Source organism: Streptomyces sp. NPDC048506 (genome assembly GCF_040651315.1).
GTDB lineage: Bacteria > Actinomycetota > Actinomycetes > Streptomycetales > Streptomycetaceae > Streptomyces.
In genome coordinates this window covers 94,224-111,970 of record NZ_JBEZIX010000030.1, presented here as the reverse complement: position 1 = coordinate 111,970, position 17,747 = coordinate 94,224, and the positions used below count along the sequence as shown (strand labels likewise).

Below are 17,747 nucleotides of genomic sequence, written 5' to 3'. Positions count from 1 at the left end.
GTCTCTGGGGGCACTCCCACCCAGCGTGGGCTGGGGGAGGTGGGCAGGTCTGATGCGGGCGGGTTGCGGACCGCGCTGTCCGACGCCCCCAGGATAGGTCTGCCCCGTCTCGGCGGATCACACCGTCCGGTGGGTGGGCATCCGGGTTGCGCGGCGGGGGGTGTGGGGCCTGTCACAGCCTTGCCCGTGACGGTCACGCTGCCATACTTACGAGACCGTAGGTTACGGTCCCGTAGCCGTAGCCGTGCCCCCGAGCCCCCGACGAGGGACACCATGACCGCTGGTTCCGAAGCCGTAGAAGATCCACCGATTTCCGCTGATTCGCCCGCGTGCGCGGAGGGCGCCGCGGTGCCGTCCGCCACGCTGGGTGGCGAACAGCGCAGGTCGCTCGAACAGATCACGCTCCTGCTCTTCATCACCGTCCCGTTCGTGGCGCTGGTGGCCGCGGTGCCGCTGGCCTGGGGTTGGGGGGTGAGCTGGCTGGATCTCGCCCTGATGACGGCGATGTACTTCATCGGTTGCCACGGCATCACGATCGGCTTCCACCGCTACTTCACGCATGGTGCGTTCAAGGCGAAGCGGCCGCTGCGGATCGCGCTGGCGATCATGGGTTCGCTGGCCGTGGAGGGCCCGCTGGTGCGCTGGGTGGCCGATCACCGCAAGCACCACAAGTTCTCCGACGGCGAGGGCGACCCGCACTCGCCGTGGCGTTTCGGTGAGACGGTGCCGGCCCTGATGAAGGGCCTGTGGTGGGCGCACATCGGATGGATGTTCGACGAGGAGCAGACCCCGCAGCAGAAGTACGCACCGGATCTGATCAAGGACGACGCGATCCGCATGGTCTCCCGCCAGTTCGTCCTGTGGACGACGGTGTCGCTGCTGATCCCGCCGCTGGTGGGCGGTCTGGTCACCTGGTCGTGGCAGGGTGCGCTGACCGCCTTCTTCTGGGGGTCCCTGGTCCGGGTGGCGCTGCTCCATCACGTCACGTGGTCGATCAACTCCATCTGCCATGCGGTCGGCAAGCGTCCCTTCAAGTCCCGTGACCGCTCCGGCAACGTGTGGTGGCTCGCGGTGCTCTCCTGCGGCGAGTCCTGGCACAACCTGCACCACGCGGACCCCACCTCCGCCCGGCACGGTGTGCTGAAGGGGCAGCTCGACTCCAGTGCCCGTCTGATCCGCTGGTTCGAGAAGGCGGGCTGGGCGTACGACGTCCGGTGGCCGAACGCGTCCCGTATCGACGCCCGGCGCAAGGAGGCGGCCGTGACCGCGGATGCCGCCCGGGGGTAGCCGGGGAGGGCATCATTGACGGGTGGCGATCGAGAACAGCAGCAGCGCAGGCAACAGCAAGGGCAAGCCTTCCCCGGCCGCGGGTACCCGGCGGGCCCGCAGGGTCCGGATGACCGGTGCCGAGCGCCGGGAGCAGCTGCTGGACATCGGTCGCACCCTGTTCGCCGAACGCGGCTTCGAGGGCACGTCGGTCGAGGAGATCGCCGCGAAGGCGGGGGTGTCCAAGCCCGTCGTCTACGAGCACTTCGGCGGCAAGGAAGGCCTGTACGCGGTGGTCGTGGACCGCGAGATGCGTCAGCTGTTGGACATGGTGACCGGTGCACTGACCGCCGGCCACCCCCGTGAGCTCCTCGAACAGGCCGCGTTCGCGCTGCTGGACTACATCGAGAGGTACACGGACGGTTTCCGCATCCTGGTCCGGGACTCCCCGGTGGCCCAGTCCACGGGTACGTTCGCGTCGCTCATCAGCGATATCGCGACCCAGGTCGAGGACATCCTCGGCCTGGAGTTCAAGGCCCGCGGCTTCGACCCGAAGCTGGCCCCGCTGTACGCCCAGGCCCTGGTGGGCATGGTCGCGCTGACCGGCCAGTGGTGGCTCGACGTCCGCAAGCCGAAGAAGGCCGAGGTCGCCGCCCACCTCGTCAATCTGGCCTGGCACGGCCTGGACGGTCTGGAGCAGAAGCCGCGCTTGATAGGGCACCGCAAGAACTGAACCGATGGACCACAAGATTAATCTTGTGGGACCATGTGTGCATGACTGAGATTGCCATCAGCGCCGCCCGCTCCCAGCTCGGCGACCTCGTCCGCCGCGCGGCCCACAGCCGCGAGACCATCGCCCTCACCGACCACGGCCACGTCGCCGCTCTCCTCGTATCACCGCACGTCATAGAGGATCTCGAAGACGCCCTGGCAATCGCCGACTACCAGCGACGCAAGGCCGAGGGCGCACTGGACGAGGGCATCCCGCACGAGGAGGTCGGACGCATGCTGGGGCTGCGCCCGTGACCTATCGCATCATCTGGGAACCGGGCGCTACGCACGCGGCCGTGCGTTTCCTCAAGGACGACCCGACGGGCCTGGCAGCCGTCTACGAAGCCGTCGACGCGCTCGCCGAAACTCCACGGCCCACCGGCTCCGCCGCGTACGGGTCGCAGGCCCGGCGCCTCCGCGTGGGGCCCTACCGTGTTCTCTACTTGATCGACGACGACGTGATCCGCATCCTCGTCACCCATCTGGGCCGGACGCCCTGAGCACCGGCTCCAGGAGCTCCAGCCGGTTCCCCGCCGGGTCGACGGTGTAGCAGCGGCCCGGGAGGTCGTCGTCCCAGGTGACGGGGGCACCCGCGGCGGTCAGGCGGGCGGCGAGGCCGTGGACCCGCAGGCCGAGGTGGGCCTTCGCCGAGGGGTGGTGGTCGGGGTCGATGCCCAGGTGGAGTTGGGCCGGGCCGGCCTCGAACCAGCAGCCGCCGCGCGGTGCGAGCGCCGGGGGTTCGGGGATCTCCGTCAGGCCGAGGAGGCCCCCGTAGAAGGCCCGTAGGGCGTCTTCGGTCCCGGGCTGCGCGGCGAGCTGGACGTGGTCGAGGCCGGTGATCACGGCGGTCACCTCGTAGCGGGGCTGCGGGGTGTCGGGGTCGGTATCGGTGCCACGGATCAGTGGGCGGGTTTTCGGGCCACGGCGAAGATGCGGCGGAACGGGAAGACCGTGCCGTGGCGGCCGGGCGGATAGGCCTTGCGGAGGGCGTCCCGGTACTCGGCCAGGAAGGCCTCCTGGGCGGGTGGATCGTCCTCCAGGATGGTCAGGACGGGGCGCAGCGCGGTGCCCTTGACCCAGTCGAGGACCGGGTCCTCACCGTGCAGCAGCTGGACGTAGGTGGTTTCCCAGACGTCGGTGTCGCAGCCCAGGTCGATGAGGCGTTCGAGGTAGTCGGCGGGTTCGAGGATGTGGACGAAGCGCCGGCCGTGGGGGGCGAGGCGCTCGCGCCACTGGGGGGAGTCGCACAGTTCGCCGAGGAGGGCGTGGCTGGGCGAGGTGAAGTTGCCGGGGACCTGGAAGGCGAAGGTGCCGCTGGGAGTGACGGCGTCGATCCAGCGGGCGAAGGATTCGGGGTGGTTGGGGACCCACTGAAGTGCTGCGTTGGAGACGATCAGGTCGTACCGCTCATCGGGGTCCCAGTCGCCGGCGTCGGCCGGTGCGAAGTCGAGGTGGCCGCCTCCGGGGGTGGGGCCGGCGTGGGTCTCGGCTTCCTTGAGCATCTCCGCGGAGTTGTCGTATCCGGTGATGTGCGCGTCGGGCCAGCGGGCGGCGAGTTCGGCGGTGACGTTGCCGGGTCCGCAGCCGAGGTCGCCGATGCGGGCGGGGCGACCCTGCACGGGGAGTTCTGGTATCCGGGCGAGCAGGTCGTGGAAGGGGCGGGTGCGGTGCCCGGAGTGGCGGAGGTACTGCTGCGGATCCCAGGTTGGTGCGTCGTGCATGTTCTGAACCCCTCTGCTGGTGCAGGGCTGACACAAAGCTGGCACGGTCTGGTTCGGGCCGTCGCGGCCGGAAACCGAACCTCCGCCGACGATGCCCAATAGTCCAGCCAAATATATCTCGACGTCAAGAGACTTCATGTCGACAGACCCTCTACACTGATCGTCATGGAGGACGAGGTCGACCGACTGGTTGCTGCATGGCGCCGCGAGCGCCCGGACCTCGACGTGGAACCACTTGAGGTCCTCAGCCGCGTGTCCAGGCTGGCCAGGCACCTCGACCGGGCCCGCCGCATCGCGTTCGCCGAGGTGGGGCTGGAGCCCTGGGAGTTCGACGTGCTGACGGCGCTGCGCCGCGCCGGGGCGCCGTACCAGCTCTCCCCGGGGGCGCTGCTGACCCAGACGCTGGTCACCTCCGGGACGATGACCAACCGCATCGACCGGCTGGCCAAGAAGGACCTGGTCGAGCGGCTGCCCGACCCCAGCGACCGACGAGGCGTGCTGGTCAGGCTGACCGCCGAGGGCCGGGACAAGGCCGACCAGTCGCTGGCCGGCCTGCTGGCGCAGGAGCGCGCCATCCTCGCCGAGCTCTCCCGCGACCAGCGCAGTGAACTGGCCGGACTGCTGCGGCGGTTGACCGGCCCGTTCGACAACATCCCGGGGTAGTCGGGCGCCGCGCCGGGTAGGCGATGGACAGCGCCCCGCCCCGGCACACGGCCGTCCCGACGGGCAGCGGCGGGAAAACTTTCCGAGGCGGCGGAGGGGCGCGCACTCCCGGGGCGGACGGCGCGGGCGCTGTCGGTCGAGGTCGAGCGCCGGAGGTGCGCACCTCCCGCCGAGGCTTCGCAACGGCGCGCGGCGAGTTCACGCACGCCGTATCTAGGGGCGCACAGATAAACCTCGCACGCCCCCAGAACGTCCGTACGCCCCTCCCACACCATGTCCCCTTGCCCGCCGCTCGCCTCGTGCACTTGGATCGCGCCATGAGCCAGCAGCACGCACCGCGCCCGCCGAACGGCCCGTACGGCAGGCGGTTCGAGGGCCGTACGGTCCTGGTGACCGGGGCCGCCGCCGGGATCGGGGCGGCCACCGCGCACCGGCTGGCCGCCGAGGGCGCCGGTGTCCTGTTGCTGGACATCGACGACGAGCGCGGCGAGCACCTCGCACGACGCATCCGCGCCTCCGGTGGCCGGGCCTCCTACGAGCACTGCGACGTGGCCGGCGAGGGCGACTGGCAGCGGGCGGTCGAGGCCGCGCGACAGCGCTACGGCCCGGTGGACGGGCTGGTCAGCAACGCCTACCTGCCCTATATGGCGGCCGCCGGCGAGACCGCGCTGGCGGACTGGGACCGGCAGCTCGCGGTCAATCTGACCGGCTCCTTCCTCGGCGTCCGCGCGGCCCTGCCGGATCTGCGGGCCCGCGGCGGGGCGGTGGTGCTGACCTCGTCGGTGCACGCGCTGGTGGGGATGCCGGGGCGGCCCGCCTACGCCGCCGCCAAGGCCGGACTGACCGGTCTGGGGCGTCAACTGGCCGTCGAATACGGGCCGGAGGTGCGCGTCAACAGCGTGCTGCCGGGCCCCGTGCTCACCGCGGCCTGGGAGGGCATCAGCGAGCAGCAGCGCCAGGCCAGCGCGGCGGAGACGGCCGCGCGGCGGCTGGGGCGGCCCGAGGAGATCGCCGCCGCCATCGCCTTCCTGCTCTCCGCCGAGGCGTCGTTCGTCACCGGCGCGAGCCTCGTCGTGGACGGCGGCTGGAGCGTGTACAAGAACTCTTCATGAGCCTGGGCCTGCTGACGGCGGGCCACCGCGCCCGCCCGAGCTTCGATCCGTAGGGGAATCCATGGGCATCCATTTCGGCGGCGACTACAACCCCGAGCAGTGGCCCGAGGAGGTGTGGGCCGAGGACCTGAAGCTGATGAAGGCGGCCCACGTCACCATGGTCACCGCCGGGATCTTCTCCTGGGCGAAGGTCGAACCCCGGCCCGGGGAGTGGGACTTCGGCTGGTTCGACCGCGTCATGGACGGGCTGGCGGGCGCCGGGATCGCCGTCTGCCTGGCCACCATGACCGCCTCGCCGCCGCCCTGGCTCTCCCACCGGCACCCCGAGATCCTGCCCGAGGACCCCGACGGGCAGCGTCGCTGGCCCGGCGGCCGGCAGCACTACTGCCCCTCCAGCCCCGTCTACCGCAGCCACGCGGTACGCCTCGTCGAACAGCTCGCCGCCCACTACGCCGACCACCCCGCGCTCGCCATGTGGCACGTGGGCAACGAGTTCGGCTGCCACACCCGCGCGTGCTACTGCGACGTCTCCGCCGAGGACTTCCGGTGCTGGCTGCGCACCCGGTACACCAGCATCGACGCGCTCAACGCCGCCTGGTCGACGGCCTTCTGGTCGCAAGGCTACGGCGACTTCGACGAGGTGCTGCCGCCGCGCACCGCCCCCACCTTCCCCAACCCGGCCCAGCAGCTGGACTACCTGCGCTTCGGCGACGAGGCGCTGCGCGCCTGCTACCTCGCGGAGAAGGCGGTCCTGACCCGGCTCGCGCCCGGGGTGCCGGTCACCACCAACCTGATGCCGCAGCACAAGCCGGTCGACGCCTTCGCCTGGTCGGCGCACATGGACGTGATGGCGCTGGACTTCTACCAGGACCCGCACGCCCCGGACGACCACGTCCGCGCCGGCTACGTCTTCGACCTGATGCGCTCGGCGCGCGGCGGCCGGCCCTGGCTGCTGTTGGAACAGGCACCGAGCGCGGTCAACTGGCGGCCCCGCAACGGCCCCAAGCCGCCCGGCGCGATGCGGCTGTGGAGCTGGCAGGCGGTCGCCCAGGGTGCGGACGCGGTGCTCTACTTCCAGTGGCGGCAGTCGCTGGGCGGCGCGGAGAAGTTCCACTCCGCGATGCTGCCGCACGCCGGCACCGACACCCGCGTCTTCCGTGACGTCACCGCTCTGGGGCGGGAGTTGGCATCGGTCCCGGGCATCGAGGGGACCCGGTCGCGGGCCGAGGTGGCGCTGCTGGCGGACTGGCACAGCTGGTGGGCGCTGGAGCTGGACTCCAAGCCGTCGACCGCACTGGACCACTCCCGGATCGCGCTGGACCACTACCGGCCGCTGTTCGAGGCTGGCGTGGCGTGCGACGTGGTGCCGCCGCAGCGCGAGCTGTCCGGCTACCGGCTTGTCGTCGCGCCGAACCTGTACCTGCTGACCGCGGCCGACGCGGAGCGGCTTGCGGCCTACGTCCGCGACGGCGGGCAGCTGTTGGTGTCGTTCTTCTCCGGCATCGTCGACGAGCACGACCGGGTCCATCCGGGCGGCTGTCCGGCACCGCTGCGGGAGCTGCTGGGGCTGCGGGTGGAGGAGTTCTGGCCACTGGAGGCCGGCCGCACGGTGGCGGTCGACGGGGGTACCACCCTGTTCGAGCGGAGCCGAGAGCTCGGGGGAGGGGCCGGTGCGGGGCGGGCGGACCTGTGGTCGGAGGCCATCGACCTCGAAGGGGCCGAGGCGCTGCTCCGCTTCACGGACGGCGACCTCGCCGGGCGGCCCGCCGTCACCCGGCACGGTTACGGGCGCGGCACCGTCTGGTACGTCGGCACCCGGCTCGAACCGGCGCTGATGCGGGCGCTGCTGGACGACGTGCGCGAGGCGGCGGGCGTGGCGCCCGTCCTCCCGGGGCTGCCGGCCGGCGTCCAGGCCGCCGTCCGCGAGGGCGCCGGCGGGCGGTACCTCTTCCTGCTCAACCACGGCACGCGGACGGTCGAGGTCGGGCTGCCGGGGCCGATGCGGGATGCCCTGGCGGCGGACGACGACGCGGCGTCCGGGGCCGTGGACCGGGTGGTGCTGGCGGCCCGGGGCGTGGCCGTGCTGACGGACGCCTGAGCTGACGGACCCACGCCCTACGGGCCCCTCCCCCGCGGCTACGGCACCGGCACCGAGGCCGCCGCGGCCGCCGTCTCCAGCTCGACCGGGCCCACCCCGGCCCGGCGGGCCAGCGCCACCGCCGCGAGCGTCGAGTGCACCCCCAGCTTGCCGAGCACGTTCTGCATGTGCGTGCGCACCGTGTGCGGGGAGAGGAAGAGCCGCTCGGCGACCGCCTTGCGGCCCAGGCCGGCCACCATGCAGCGGAGCACCTCGCGCTCGCGCGGCGTCAGCGACTCCACCAGCCGCTCGCTCTCCGAGCGGTGCTTGCGGGCGGCGGTCAGCTCGCGCAGCACACCGGTCAGCAGCGCGGGCGGCAGATGCGTTTCGTCACGCAGCACGCCGCGGATCACCGCGAGCAGCCGGGAGAGCGAACAGTCCTTGGCGACCCAGCCCGAGGCGCCGGCCTGGAGCGCGGCGGCCGCGCGGCGCGGGTCGTCGCGGTCGGCGAGGACGACGGTGCGCAGGTACGGGTGGCTGGTGCGCAGGCCGGAGACCAGCGCGATGCCGTCCCGTGGGCAGCTGCGCGGCACCGCCTCACGGGCCGGGCCCGGTGGTTGCGCGGGCACCGCGAGGAGCGGCGCGGCGAGGTCGGCGTCGGCGAGCAGTACGTCGAACCGTCGGCCGTCGCCGGCCGCCCGGTCGAGGCTGCGCAGGGCCGCTGGCGCGCTGCCCGCGGCCGCGACGTCCACGTCCTGTTCCGCGGCGAGCGCGGCTGCCAGGGATTCGGCGAAGATGCGGTGGTCGTCGACCACCAGAACCCGGATGCGTTGCACAGAGACCCCCTGTCTCGGTGAACGGACCATAGCGGGCACGACGCCCGGATTGAAGATCGCCTCAACCACACGGCCGCCGCCGTGCCGACATGACTACCCCCACCCGGGGCGCCGTACCCGAACGGTCTCGCCCCCTGATCAGCACCGGCCCCCACCGGTGCAGGATCTCAGAGTACGGACGGGGTGCGGTGAGGGAAGGTGATTGGCCAAACTGCTGCCCCACCCGGGCCATTTGGCGGCCGTCCGGTGGCCACGCTCCGCCCGGTGCGCCCTACTCGATCCGGTGCGCTCCCGCGCTCGGTACGGCCTCGAAGATCCGCGGGGCGGTGTGCCCGGCGGCGGCGAACGCCTCGGTGACCGCCTTGCCCACGGTGGCCGCGTCCGCCTCCTCGACGAGCACGATCGCCGAGCCGCCGAAGCCGCCGCCGGTCATCCGGGCTCCGAGGGCGCCGGCCGCGGTGGCGGTGTCGACGGCGAGGTCGAGTTCCCGGCAGGAGATCGCGAAGTCGTCGCGGAGCGAGGCGTGGCCGGCCGTCAGCAGCGGGCCGATGGCGCGGGTGCGGCCCGCGTCCAGGCATGCGATGACCTCTTCGACCCGGTGGTTCTCGGTCACGATGTGCCGGACCAGGGCTTGCAGTTGGGGCTCGTCGGCCAGGTGCGCCAGCGCGTCGGGCAGCTGTGCGGGGGACACGTCGCGCAGGGCCCGCACGCCGAGTGCCCGCGCGCCGCGTTCGCAGCCGGCGCGTCGTTCGGCGTATGCGCCGTCGCCGAGCTCGTGCTTGACGCGGGTGTCCACCACCAGGAGGCGCAGCCCCTCGCCCGCCAGGTCGAACGGGACCTGGCGGTGGGTGAGGTCACGGGTGTCCAGGAACAGGGCGTGGCCGGCGGTGCAGCAGGCCGCGGCGGTCTGGTCCATGATCCCGCAGGGCACGCCGACGAAGGCGTTCTCGGCGCGCTGGGCGAGCCGGGCCAGCCGCTGCGGCTCCAGACCGAGGGCGTAGAGGTCGTTGAGGGCGAGTGCGGTGACGACCTCCAGGGCGGCGGAGGAGGAGAGCCCGGCGCCGGTGGGCACCGTGCTGTCGTAGTGCAGGTCCGCGCCGCCGACGGGCAGACCGGCCTCCCGCATCGCCCAGACGACGCCCGCCGGGTAGGCGGCCCAGCCGCCGCTGCGCTGCGCCCCGCCCCGGCTCGCCGAGAGCGTCTCGGAGGCCGAGCCGGGCACCGGGTGCAGCGCGTCGATGCGCAGCTCGACGACCCCGCCGTCGGCGCCGCCGGAGTGCAGCCGCAGCACCCCGTCGGTGCGGGGCGCGGCGGCGGCGAGGGTGGTGTGCGGGAGGGCCAGCGGCATCACGAAGCCGTCGTTGTAATCGGTGTGTTCACCGATCAGGTTGACCCGGCCGGGCGCCGCCCAGATGCCGTGCGGCTGCGCCCCGTACACCGTGCGGAAGGCCGCCGCCGTCCGGGGTGCGCCGTGCTCCGTGTCTGTCACGCGGACTCCTTCGTCCTGTTCGTCGTGGTGCGGGCCGCGGTGTGCCCTCCCCCGGCCCGTCGGCTCTACTCGGCGCTCTCGCGGGCCTGGGCGAAGGCCCAGGCGTCGGCGACGATGCCGGCGAGGTCGGCGCGGCTGGGCTGCCAGCCGAGCCGGTCGACGGCGGTCCGCGCGGAGGCCACCAGGACGGCCGGGTCGCCGCCGCGGCGCGGGGCGGTGACCTCGGGGATGGGGTGCCCGGTGACCTTGCGGACGGTCTCGATGACCTCGCGCACGGAGAAGCCGTTGCCGTTGCCGAGGTTGCAGATCAGGTGCTCGCCGGCGGTGGCGGCATCGAGGGCGAGGAGGTGGGCCTCTGCCAGGTCGGCGACGTGGATGTAGTCGCGGATGCAGGTGCCGTCGGGGGTGGGGTAGTCGTCGCCGAAGACGGAGATCGCCTCGCGCCTGCCCTGGGCGACCTGGAGGACGAGCGGGATGAGGTGCGACTCGGGGTCGTGGCGCTCGCCGCAGGTGCCGTAGGCGCCGGCGACGTTGAAGTAGCGCAGCGAGACGGCGGCCAGCCCGTGGGCGGTGGCCTCGCCGCTGATCATGTGGTCGACGGCGAGCTTGCTGGCACCGTAGGGGGAGGTGGGGGCGGTCGGGTCGGTCTCGGTGATCGGGGTGTTCACCGGCTCGCCGTAGGTCGCCGCGGTGGAGGAGAAGACGAGCTTGCGCACGCCCGCCGAGCGCATCGCGGCGAGCAGCGCCATGGTGCCGCCGACGTTGTTGTCCCAGTACTTCTCGGGCTTGACGACGGACTCGCCGACCTGCGAGAACGCGGCGAAGTGCAGCACCGCGTCGTAGGAGGAGTCGAGCCAGGTGGCGGCGTCGCGGATGTCGCCCTCGATGAACTCGGCGCCCGCGGGGACCCCGGCCCGGAAGCCGGTCGAGAGGTTGTCCAGGACGGTCACCGCGTGGCCGGCCTCCAGCAGGTGCTGGGCCACCACGCTCCCGACGTAACCGGCCCCGCCCGTCACCACGTACTTGCTCATTGCTCGCTCGCTACCTCTCGCAGTCGCTCGGCCGCGGCTTCCGGCGGCACGTCGTTGATGAACACGTTCATGCCGGATTCGGAACCCGCGAGGAACTTCAGCTTGCCGGAAGTCCGGCGAATGGTGAAAAGCTCAAGGTGGAGCGCGAACGCGGAACGCTGCTCGGCGCGCACCGGGGCCTGGTGCCAGGCGGCGATGTACGGGGTCCGGGGCGCGCTGCCGTCCCGCCCGGACGCGCCGCCCGGTCCGGCGTCCCGCCCGGATGCGGCGTCCGGTCCGGCGAAGATCCGGTCGAACCTCCGCAGGAGTTCCAGGTAGACCCGGGGGAATTCGGCGCGTGCGGCGTCGTCGAGGGCGAGCAGGTCGGGGATCCGGCGCTTGGGGTAGAGGTGCACCTCGTAGGGCCAGTGGGCGGCGTACGGGACGAAGGCCACCCAGTGCTCGCCGTCGAGGACGACGCGGCGGCCGTCGGCGCGTTCGTCGGCGAGGACGTCGTCGAAGAGGTTGCGGCCGCCGGTGGCCTCGCGGTGGGCGGCGAGCGAGGTGAGCATCCGCTCGGTGCGCGGGGTGACGAAGGGGTAGGCGTAGATCTGGCCGTGCGGGTGGCCGAGGGTGACGCCGATCTCCTCGCCGCGGTTCTCGAAGCAGAAGACCTGTGCCACGCCCGGGAGTTGGGAGAGCTCGGCGGTGCGGTCGGTCCAGGCCGCGAGGACCAGGGCGGCCTGCTCCTCGGTGAGGTCGGCGAAGGAGGCGTCGTGGTCGGAGGTGAAGCAGACGACCTCGCAGCGGCCGTGGTCGCCGGCGAGGGAGGGGAAGCGGTTCTCGAAGACGGCGACGTCGTAGTCGGCGGCGGGGATCTCCGAGAGCCGGCCTTCGACGGAGGGGCACAGCGGGCACTCGTCGGCCGGGGGGTGGTAGGTGCGGGCCTGGCGGTGCGAGGCGATGGCCACCGCGTCGCCGAGGAGGCGGTCGTGGCGGATCTCGGCGGCGGTGGCGACCGGGGCGAGGGGGCGCCGGTCGACGGTGTCCCGTACGACGTCGGCGCGCGCGTCGTAGTAGATCAGCTCCCGGCCGTCCGCAAGCCGGGTCGTCGTCTTCTTCACCGGAGCTCCTCACCCCACCGACCAAACACAAACAAACACAATGAAGCACAACTAAACAGTTGCGTCAACGCCCCCCTCGACCAGGGCTCACATGGGGACGTAACGCGCCATACCGCAGGCGCCCATCACAATCCAACAACTCAATCGAACAAAAGTGTTCAGTTTCTCAAGGTCCAGGCGTAGCTTTTTGTGCGTTCCGTTCGCGCAAAGAAGCGGGTTCCCACCATGATCACCTTGGCTGAAGGGCTCCGGCTCCCCACCAACGGGCTCGACTACACGATCCTGGCCCTCTATTTCGTCGTCGTCCTCGGCATCGGATTCGCCGCCCGGCGCAGCGTGCGGACCAGCCTGGACTTCTTCCTCTCCGGACGGTCGTTGCCCGCCTGGGTCACCGGCCTGGCGTTCGTCGCCGCCAACCTCGGCGCCACCGAGATCCTCGGCATGGCCGCCAACGGCGCGCAGTACGGCGCCTACACGGTCCACTGGTACTGGATCGGCGCCATTCCGGCGATGGTCTTCCTCGGCCTGGTGATGATGCCGTTCTACTACGGCTCCAAGGTCCGCTCGGTGCCGGAGTTCCTGCTGCACCGCTTCGGCCCCTCCTCGCACCTGCTCTCCTCGCTCATCTTCGCCGTCTCGTCCGTACTGATCGCGGGCGTGAACCTCTACGCGATGGCGATCGTGCTCCAGGCGCTGCTCGGCTGGCCGCAGTGGGTGGCGATCGTGGTCGCCGGCTTCTTCGTCCTGGCGTACATCACCATCGGCGGCCTCTCCTCGGCGATCTACAACGAAGTGCTTCAGTTCTTCGTCATCCTGGCCGCGCTGATCCCGCTGACCATCGTCGGCCTCAAGCGCGTCGGCGGCTGGGACGGCCTGACCCACTCGCTGACCTCCTCGCACGGGGACGCGTTCCTGACCGCCTGGAAGGGCACCGGCATCGGCGAGGGCAACCCGCTCGGCGCGAACTGGCTCACCATCGTCCTCGGCCTGGGCTTCGTGATGAGCTTCGGCTACTGGACCACCAACTTCGCCGAGGTGCAGCGCGCGCTGTCCGCGAAGAACCTCTCCGCCGCCCGGCGCACCCCGCTGATCGCCGCCTTCCCCAAGATCTTCATCCCGATGGTGGTGGTCGTCCCCGGCCTGATCGCGCTGGTCATGGAGCCGACGCTGGGCAAGTCCACCGACGGCTTGCAGTACAACGACGCGATACCGGTGCTGATGCGCGACCTGCTCCCCAACGGTGTGCTGGGCATCGCGGTGACCGGTCTGCTGGCGGCCTTCATGGCCGGTATGGCGGCCAACGTCTCGTCCTTCAACACGGTCTTCACCAACGACATCTGGGCCGCGTACCTGAAGAAGGGCCGCGAGGACGCGTACCACCTCAGGACCGGACGCGTCGTCACCGCGGTCGGCGTGCTGATCGGCATGGGCACGGCCTTCATCGCCTCGTCCTTCAGCAACATCATGAACTACCTCCAGACGCTCTTCTCCTTCTTCAACGTCCCCCTGTTCGTCGTCTTCATCATCGGCATGTTCTGGAAGCGGACCAGCGCCGCGGCCGGCTTCTGGGGGCTGCTCTCCGGAACCGCGGCCGCGATGGTCAACTACTTCTGGCTCTACAAGCAGGGCGTCATCTCGATCCCCTCCGACCAGGGCGCCAACTTCGTCTCCTCCATCGTGGCGTTCGTCGTCGGCGCGCTGGTGATGGTCGCCGTCACCCTGGTCACCAAGCCCAAGCCCGCCGAGTCGCTCGCCGGTCTGGTCTACGGCACCCGGTCGCCCGGTATGGAGGAGCTGCCCGCCGAGGGCGACGACGCGTGGTACCGCAAGCCGGCCCTGCTGGGCTGGGGCGCGGTCGTGGTGGCCGCCGTCTGCTACCTCCCCTTCTCCCTCTGACCAGCCCGAACCAGCGGAGTTGACCCACCATGAGTGACTACCAGCACGAGGTCGAGGAGTTGGAGCGCACGTCGGCGACCGCCGCGCGTCTCTTCGACATACGGCGCATCATCGGCGGTCTGTTCGTCGTCTACGGCGTGATCGTCACCATCGCCGGCCTGACCGCGAGCGACGCGGACCTGAAGAAGGCCCAGGACATCAACATCAACCTGTGGACGGGCCTGGGCATGCTCGCCCTCGGCGGGTTCTTCCTCCTCTGGCAGGCCCTGCGGCCGGCCGTCCCGCCGACCGCCGCGGAACTGGCGGCCGCGGAGCCGGCTGCCGGAGCCGCGGAAGGCCCCAGGGAGGGCTGAACCGCACACCCGTTGCGGCGCCTCACTGCGGCGGGGCCGGCTCCTCCGGTCCCGCCGCCGCCCGCCGCGCGGCGGCCCGCCCGCCGCCCGCCCGGTCCAGCAGCCCGGTCCGTGCCGCCAGCGCGGCGGCCTCCAGCCGGGAGCCCACCTCCAGCTTCATCAACACCCGCTGGACGTGCGTGCGTGCCGTGCTCGGCGCGATGTCCATACCGGCCGCGATCAGCCGGGTGTCCTCACCGTCCGCGACCCGTACGAGCACCTCGACCTCGCGCGGGGTGAGCAGTTCCAACAGCCGCGCGCCCTCGTCGTCCGGCTGCTCCGCGGGGTGCAGCAGCTCCTCGAAGGCCTGCTGCAACAGCTGCGGGGAGACCGCCGACTCCCCCGCCCGCGCCTTCATCATGGCGCGCTCCACGCCCTCGATCCGCTCGTCGTTGCGGACGTAGCCGGAGGCCCCGGCCGCGAACGCCGCCGCGATCCCGCGCGGACTCGGCACCGGCCCCAGCACCACCACCGCGACCTGCGGCCGCTCCTTCTTGATCCGTACGACCGGGTCGAACGCGCCGGGCTGGGCGGGCGCCGCGGTGCCCAGCAGGCAGACTTCCGGCGCCCGGCTCACCACCAGGTCCGCGGCCCCGGCGCTGGGCGCCGCGGCCGCCAGCACACGGTGCCCGCGCAGCTTCAACGCCGAGGCGAGCGCCTCCGCGAGCAGACGGTGATCGTCGACCACCATGAGCCGCACGCCCATCGAGCAACCCCTCCACTTCGGCGGGCCCCGGCGCGGCCCGGCCGGGCCGCTCGTCCCCGGGAAGCTACACGCTCGGCTGCCGAAGCGCGCCCCCTACCGGGGAGAAGACCCCCGGAATGCTGGAATCCCGGCCAATCTGGGCCGATTGCCGCCCTCGTCGGCCGGGTGGGCGCCCGTGGAGGCGCCTGTGGAGGTGCTCGGGGAGGCGCCCGTGGGGGTGCCCGGGGAGGCGCCCATGGGGGTGCCCGCGGAGGCGTCTGTCAGACGTCCTCCGCCAGCTCCAGCCAGCGCATCTCCAGCTCCTCCCGCTCGGCGGTCAGCTCGCGCAGCCGGGCGTCGAGGTCGGCGACCTTCTCGAAGTCGGTGGCGTGCTCGGCGATCTGGGCGTGGAGGGTGCTCTCCTTGTCGCCGATCTTGTCCAACTGCCGCTCGATCTTGTTGAGTTCCTTCTGCGCCGCGCGGTTGACGGCGGCGGCCTTCTTGGGGGCGGCGGCCGGCTGTGCGGCGGCCGGCACGGCGGCCTCGATCAGCTTCTGACGGCGCTCCAGGTACTCGTCCAGTCCGCGCGGCAGCATCCGCAGCGTGGCGTCGCCGAGCAGCGCGAAGACCCGGTCGGTGGTGCGCTCGATGAAGTACCGGTCGTGGCTGATGACGATCATCGAGCCGGGCCAGCCGTCGAGCACGTCCTCCAGCTGGGTCAGGGTCTCGATGTCGAGGTCGTTGGTGGGCTCGTCGAGGAAGAGGACGTTCGGCTCATCCATCAGCAGCCGCAGGATCTGGAGCCGGCGCCGCTCACCGCCCGACAGGTCGCCGACCGGCGTCCACTGCTTCTCCTTCGTGAAGCCGAACTTCTCGCAGAGCTGGCCGGCGGTCATCTCCCGGCCCTTGCCGAGGTCGACCCGCTCACGGACCCGCTGGACCGCCTCCAACACCCGCAAGGTCGGGTCGAGTTCGCCGACCTCCTGCGAGAGGTAGGCCAGTTTGACGGTCTTGCCGACGACGATCCGACCGCCCGCGGGCTGCGCCTCACCGGCCGTGCGGGCCGCCTCGGCCAGCGCCCGCAGCAGCGAGGTCTTGCCGGCGCCGTTGACGCCGACCAGGCCGATCCGGTCGCCCGGGCCCAGCTGCCAGGTCAGGTGCTTGAGCAGCACCTTGGGCCCGGCCTGGACGCTGACGTCCTCCAGGTCGAAGACGGTCCTGCCGAGGCGGGAGCTGGCGAACTTCATCAGCTCGGCGCTGTCGCGGGGCGGCGGGACGTCGGCGATCAGCTCGTTCGCCGCCTCGATGCGGAAGCGCGGCTTGCTCGTACGGGCCGGTGCGCCACGCCGCAGCCACGCCAGCTCCTTGCGCATCAGGTTCTGCCGCTTGGCCTCCTCGCTGGCCGCGATCCGCTCCCGCTCGGCCCGGGCGAAGACGTAGTCGCTGTAGCCGCCCTCGTACTCGTGCACCGCGCCGCGCTGCACGTCCCACATCCGGGTGCAGACCTGGTCGAGGAACCAGCGGTCGTGGGTGACCACGACGAGGCCGGAGCGGCGGGCCTGGAGGTGGCGGGCCAGCCAGGAGATGCCCTCGACGTCCAGGTGGTTGGTGGGCTCGTCGAGGACGATCAGGTCCTGCTCGGCGATGAGCAGCTTGGCGAGCGCGATGCGGCGCCGCTCGCCGCCGGAGAGCGGGCCGATGACGGTGTCCAGGCCGTGGGTGAAGCCCGGCAGGTGCAGGTCCCCGAAGAGCCCCGTCAGCACGTCGCGGATCTTGGCGTTCCCCGCCCACTCATGATCGGCGAGATCACCGATCACCTCATGGCGGATGGTGGCCGCCGGGTCGAGCGAGTCGTGCTGGGTCAGCACCCCGAGCCGCAGACCGCCGGAGTGGGTCACCCGGCCGTCGTCCGCGCCCTCCAGCTTGGCGAGGATCCGGATCAGGGTGGTCTTGCCGTCGCCATTGCGTCCGACGACGCCGATCCGGTCCCCCTCGTTGACGCCGAGCGAGACGCCGTCGAGCAGGGCCCGGGTTCCGTAGACCTTGCCGACGGCTTCCAGATTGACGAGGTTGACGGCCATCTCACTCCTGCGTTTCCCATCGATGCGCTTCACATCGATCGACCGTTCCAGCGTAGTCGGCGTGCGGAAGCGTCCCGACGGAGCGGAGTCCCCACCCCGTCGGGCGACCGGCGGCCGGCACCTGAGCGAGGGGATGAATACGGGTGAGGAGGTGAGTAGCCGTACGGATGGCAGGGGCGTGCGGCGGTCCTACCGTGGGCCCCGTGCACAACGACCAGGCACCGGCCGCGCCCCCGCCGCCCAACGGCGCACGGCGCAGCGTGGGCGCCCTCATCGGCCGTATCGTTCTCGGCCTGCTCCTGCTCGCGGGCGCCGGGTTCACCGCGGTGATCGCGCCGCTGTTCACCATGGCCAGCGACAACTGCTTCGACGGCGACACCCGTCTGATCTGCACCACGGGCGGCCAGCAGACCGTCGGCTACCTGCCCGTCGTCGCCTCCCTCACCGCCGCCGCCCTCACGGTGACCGGCCTGGCCAGCCGCCGCCCGGCGGGTGTGGTCTGCCTCGTCGCCGCGCCCTTCCTCCTGGCCCTGGCCTGGGTGGTGTCGCTGACCATCGCGGGCAGCTGAGGCGCCCGGCGCCCGTTGAACTGAGCTCCCCGACGCCCCTTGGATAGCGTGCCCA

At 71.8% G+C, this 17,747-nt stretch carries 18 protein-coding genes; 10 read left to right on the top strand and 8 right to left on the bottom strand.

Annotation, left to right across the window (positions count from 1 at the left end; genetic code table 11):
• Positions 1-273: 273 nt before the first annotated feature.
• From AB0C96_RS24465 to AB0C96_RS24450, 4 genes are read left to right on the top strand one after another with little or no spacing between them, the layout of a single operon-like run.
• Positions 274-1,287: a fatty acid desaturase gene (locus AB0C96_RS24465; protein ID WP_362919852.1), complete on the top strand. Its 1,014-nt coding sequence runs from the start codon at positions 274-276 to the stop codon at positions 1,285-1,287.
• Between the two features lie 22 nt (positions 1,288-1,309).
• Complete coding sequence (locus AB0C96_RS24460) at positions 1,310-1,999, top strand: TetR/AcrR family transcriptional regulator (protein ID WP_362919851.1); 690 nt, start codon at positions 1,310-1,312, stop codon at positions 1,997-1,999.
• A gap of 41 nt (positions 2,000-2,040) precedes the next feature.
• Positions 2,041-2,292 (top strand): type II toxin-antitoxin system Phd/YefM family antitoxin, encoded by a 252-nt coding sequence (locus AB0C96_RS24455; RefSeq protein WP_362919850.1) that lies wholly within the window; start codon positions 2,041-2,043, stop codon positions 2,290-2,292.
• Positions 2,289-2,537, top strand: coding sequence for a type II toxin-antitoxin system RelE/ParE family toxin (locus AB0C96_RS24450; RefSeq protein WP_362919849.1), 249 nt, complete (start codon positions 2,289-2,291; stop codon positions 2,535-2,537). The genes AB0C96_RS24455 and AB0C96_RS24450 overlap by 4 nt, the downstream gene beginning before the upstream one ends.
• Here the strand turns inward: AB0C96_RS24450 and AB0C96_RS24445 are convergent.
• Entirely contained in the window at positions 2,512-2,880 is a 369-nt protein-coding gene (locus AB0C96_RS24445) for a VOC family protein (protein WP_362919848.1), read from the bottom strand. The genes AB0C96_RS24450 and AB0C96_RS24445 overlap by 26 nt on opposite strands.
• Positions 2,881-2,936: 56 nt before the next feature.
• Positions 2,937-3,758, bottom strand: a complete 822-nt coding sequence (locus AB0C96_RS24440; RefSeq protein ID WP_362919847.1) for a trans-aconitate 2-methyltransferase — start codon at positions 3,756-3,758, stop codon at positions 2,937-2,939.
• A gap of 165 nt (positions 3,759-3,923) precedes the next feature.
• Here AB0C96_RS24440 and AB0C96_RS24435 point away from each other — a divergent pair, with 165 nt between their 5' ends.
• From AB0C96_RS24435 to AB0C96_RS24425, 3 genes are all read left to right on the top strand, one after another.
• Positions 3,924-4,421, top strand: coding sequence for a MarR family transcriptional regulator (locus tag AB0C96_RS24435; RefSeq protein WP_362919846.1), 498 nt, complete (start codon positions 3,924-3,926; stop codon positions 4,419-4,421).
• A gap of 317 nt (positions 4,422-4,738) precedes the next feature.
• Positions 4,739-5,533, top strand: coding sequence for an SDR family oxidoreductase (locus tag AB0C96_RS24430; RefSeq protein WP_362919845.1), 795 nt, complete (start codon positions 4,739-4,741; stop codon positions 5,531-5,533).
• Positions 5,534-5,594: 61 nt separating this feature from the next.
• The gene (locus AB0C96_RS24425) at positions 5,595-7,631 is read left to right on the top strand and encodes a beta-galactosidase (RefSeq protein WP_362919844.1); all 2,037 of its coding nucleotides are present in this window, start codon (positions 5,595-5,597) and stop codon (positions 7,629-7,631) included.
• Between the two features lie 38 nt (positions 7,632-7,669).
• On the opposite strand, the gene AB0C96_RS24420 is transcribed toward AB0C96_RS24425, so the two are convergent.
• The 4 genes from AB0C96_RS24420 to galT form a co-directional block, all read right to left on the bottom strand.
• Positions 7,670-8,446, bottom strand: a complete 777-nt coding sequence (locus AB0C96_RS24420; RefSeq protein ID WP_362919843.1) for a response regulator transcription factor — start codon at positions 8,444-8,446, stop codon at positions 7,670-7,672.
• Between the two features lie 271 nt (positions 8,447-8,717).
• A complete protein-coding gene (gene galK, locus AB0C96_RS24415; RefSeq protein WP_362919842.1) occupies positions 8,718-9,935 on the bottom strand; it encodes a galactokinase in 1,218 nt (405 codons plus the stop codon).
• Positions 9,936-10,000: 65 nt separating this feature from the next.
• On the bottom strand, positions 10,001-10,966 hold the full coding sequence (galE, locus tag AB0C96_RS24410; protein ID WP_362919841.1) for a UDP-glucose 4-epimerase GalE: 966 nt from the start codon (positions 10,964-10,966) through the stop codon (positions 10,001-10,003).
• A complete protein-coding gene (gene galT / locus AB0C96_RS24405; RefSeq protein ID WP_362919840.1) occupies positions 10,963-12,069 on the bottom strand; it encodes a galactose-1-phosphate uridylyltransferase in 1,107 nt (368 codons plus the stop codon). Before galT ends, galE begins: the two co-directional genes overlap by 4 nt.
• Before the next feature lie 225 nt (positions 12,070-12,294).
• Here galT and AB0C96_RS24400 point away from each other — a divergent pair, with 225 nt between their 5' ends.
• Both AB0C96_RS24400 and AB0C96_RS24395 read left to right on the top strand, forming a co-directional pair.
• Positions 12,295-13,965 (top strand): sodium:solute symporter family protein, encoded by a 1,671-nt coding sequence (locus AB0C96_RS24400; protein ID WP_362919839.1) that lies wholly within the window; start codon positions 12,295-12,297, stop codon positions 13,963-13,965.
• A gap of 29 nt (positions 13,966-13,994) precedes the next feature.
• On the top strand, positions 13,995-14,318 hold the full coding sequence (locus tag AB0C96_RS24395; RefSeq protein ID WP_362919838.1) for a hypothetical protein: 324 nt from the start codon (positions 13,995-13,997) through the stop codon (positions 14,316-14,318).
• A gap of 22 nt (positions 14,319-14,340) precedes the next feature.
• Here the strand turns inward: AB0C96_RS24395 and AB0C96_RS24390 are convergent, their stop codons facing one another.
• Positions 14,341-15,063 (bottom strand): LuxR C-terminal-related transcriptional regulator, encoded by a 723-nt coding sequence (locus AB0C96_RS24390; RefSeq protein ID WP_362919837.1) that lies wholly within the window; start codon positions 15,061-15,063, stop codon positions 14,341-14,343.
• Between the two features lie 260 nt (positions 15,064-15,323).
• Positions 15,324-17,123: an ABC-F family ATP-binding cassette domain-containing protein gene (locus AB0C96_RS24385; RefSeq protein ID WP_362919836.1), complete on the bottom strand. Its 1,800-nt coding sequence runs from the start codon at positions 17,121-17,123 to the stop codon at positions 15,324-15,326.
• Positions 17,124-17,326: 203 nt separating this feature from the next.
• On the opposite strand from AB0C96_RS24385, the gene AB0C96_RS24380 reads away from it, so the two are divergent.
• Entirely contained in the window at positions 17,327-17,692 is a 366-nt protein-coding gene (locus AB0C96_RS24380; RefSeq protein WP_362919835.1) for a hypothetical protein, read from the top strand.
• The last annotated feature ends 55 nt before the right edge of the window (positions 17,693-17,747 follow it).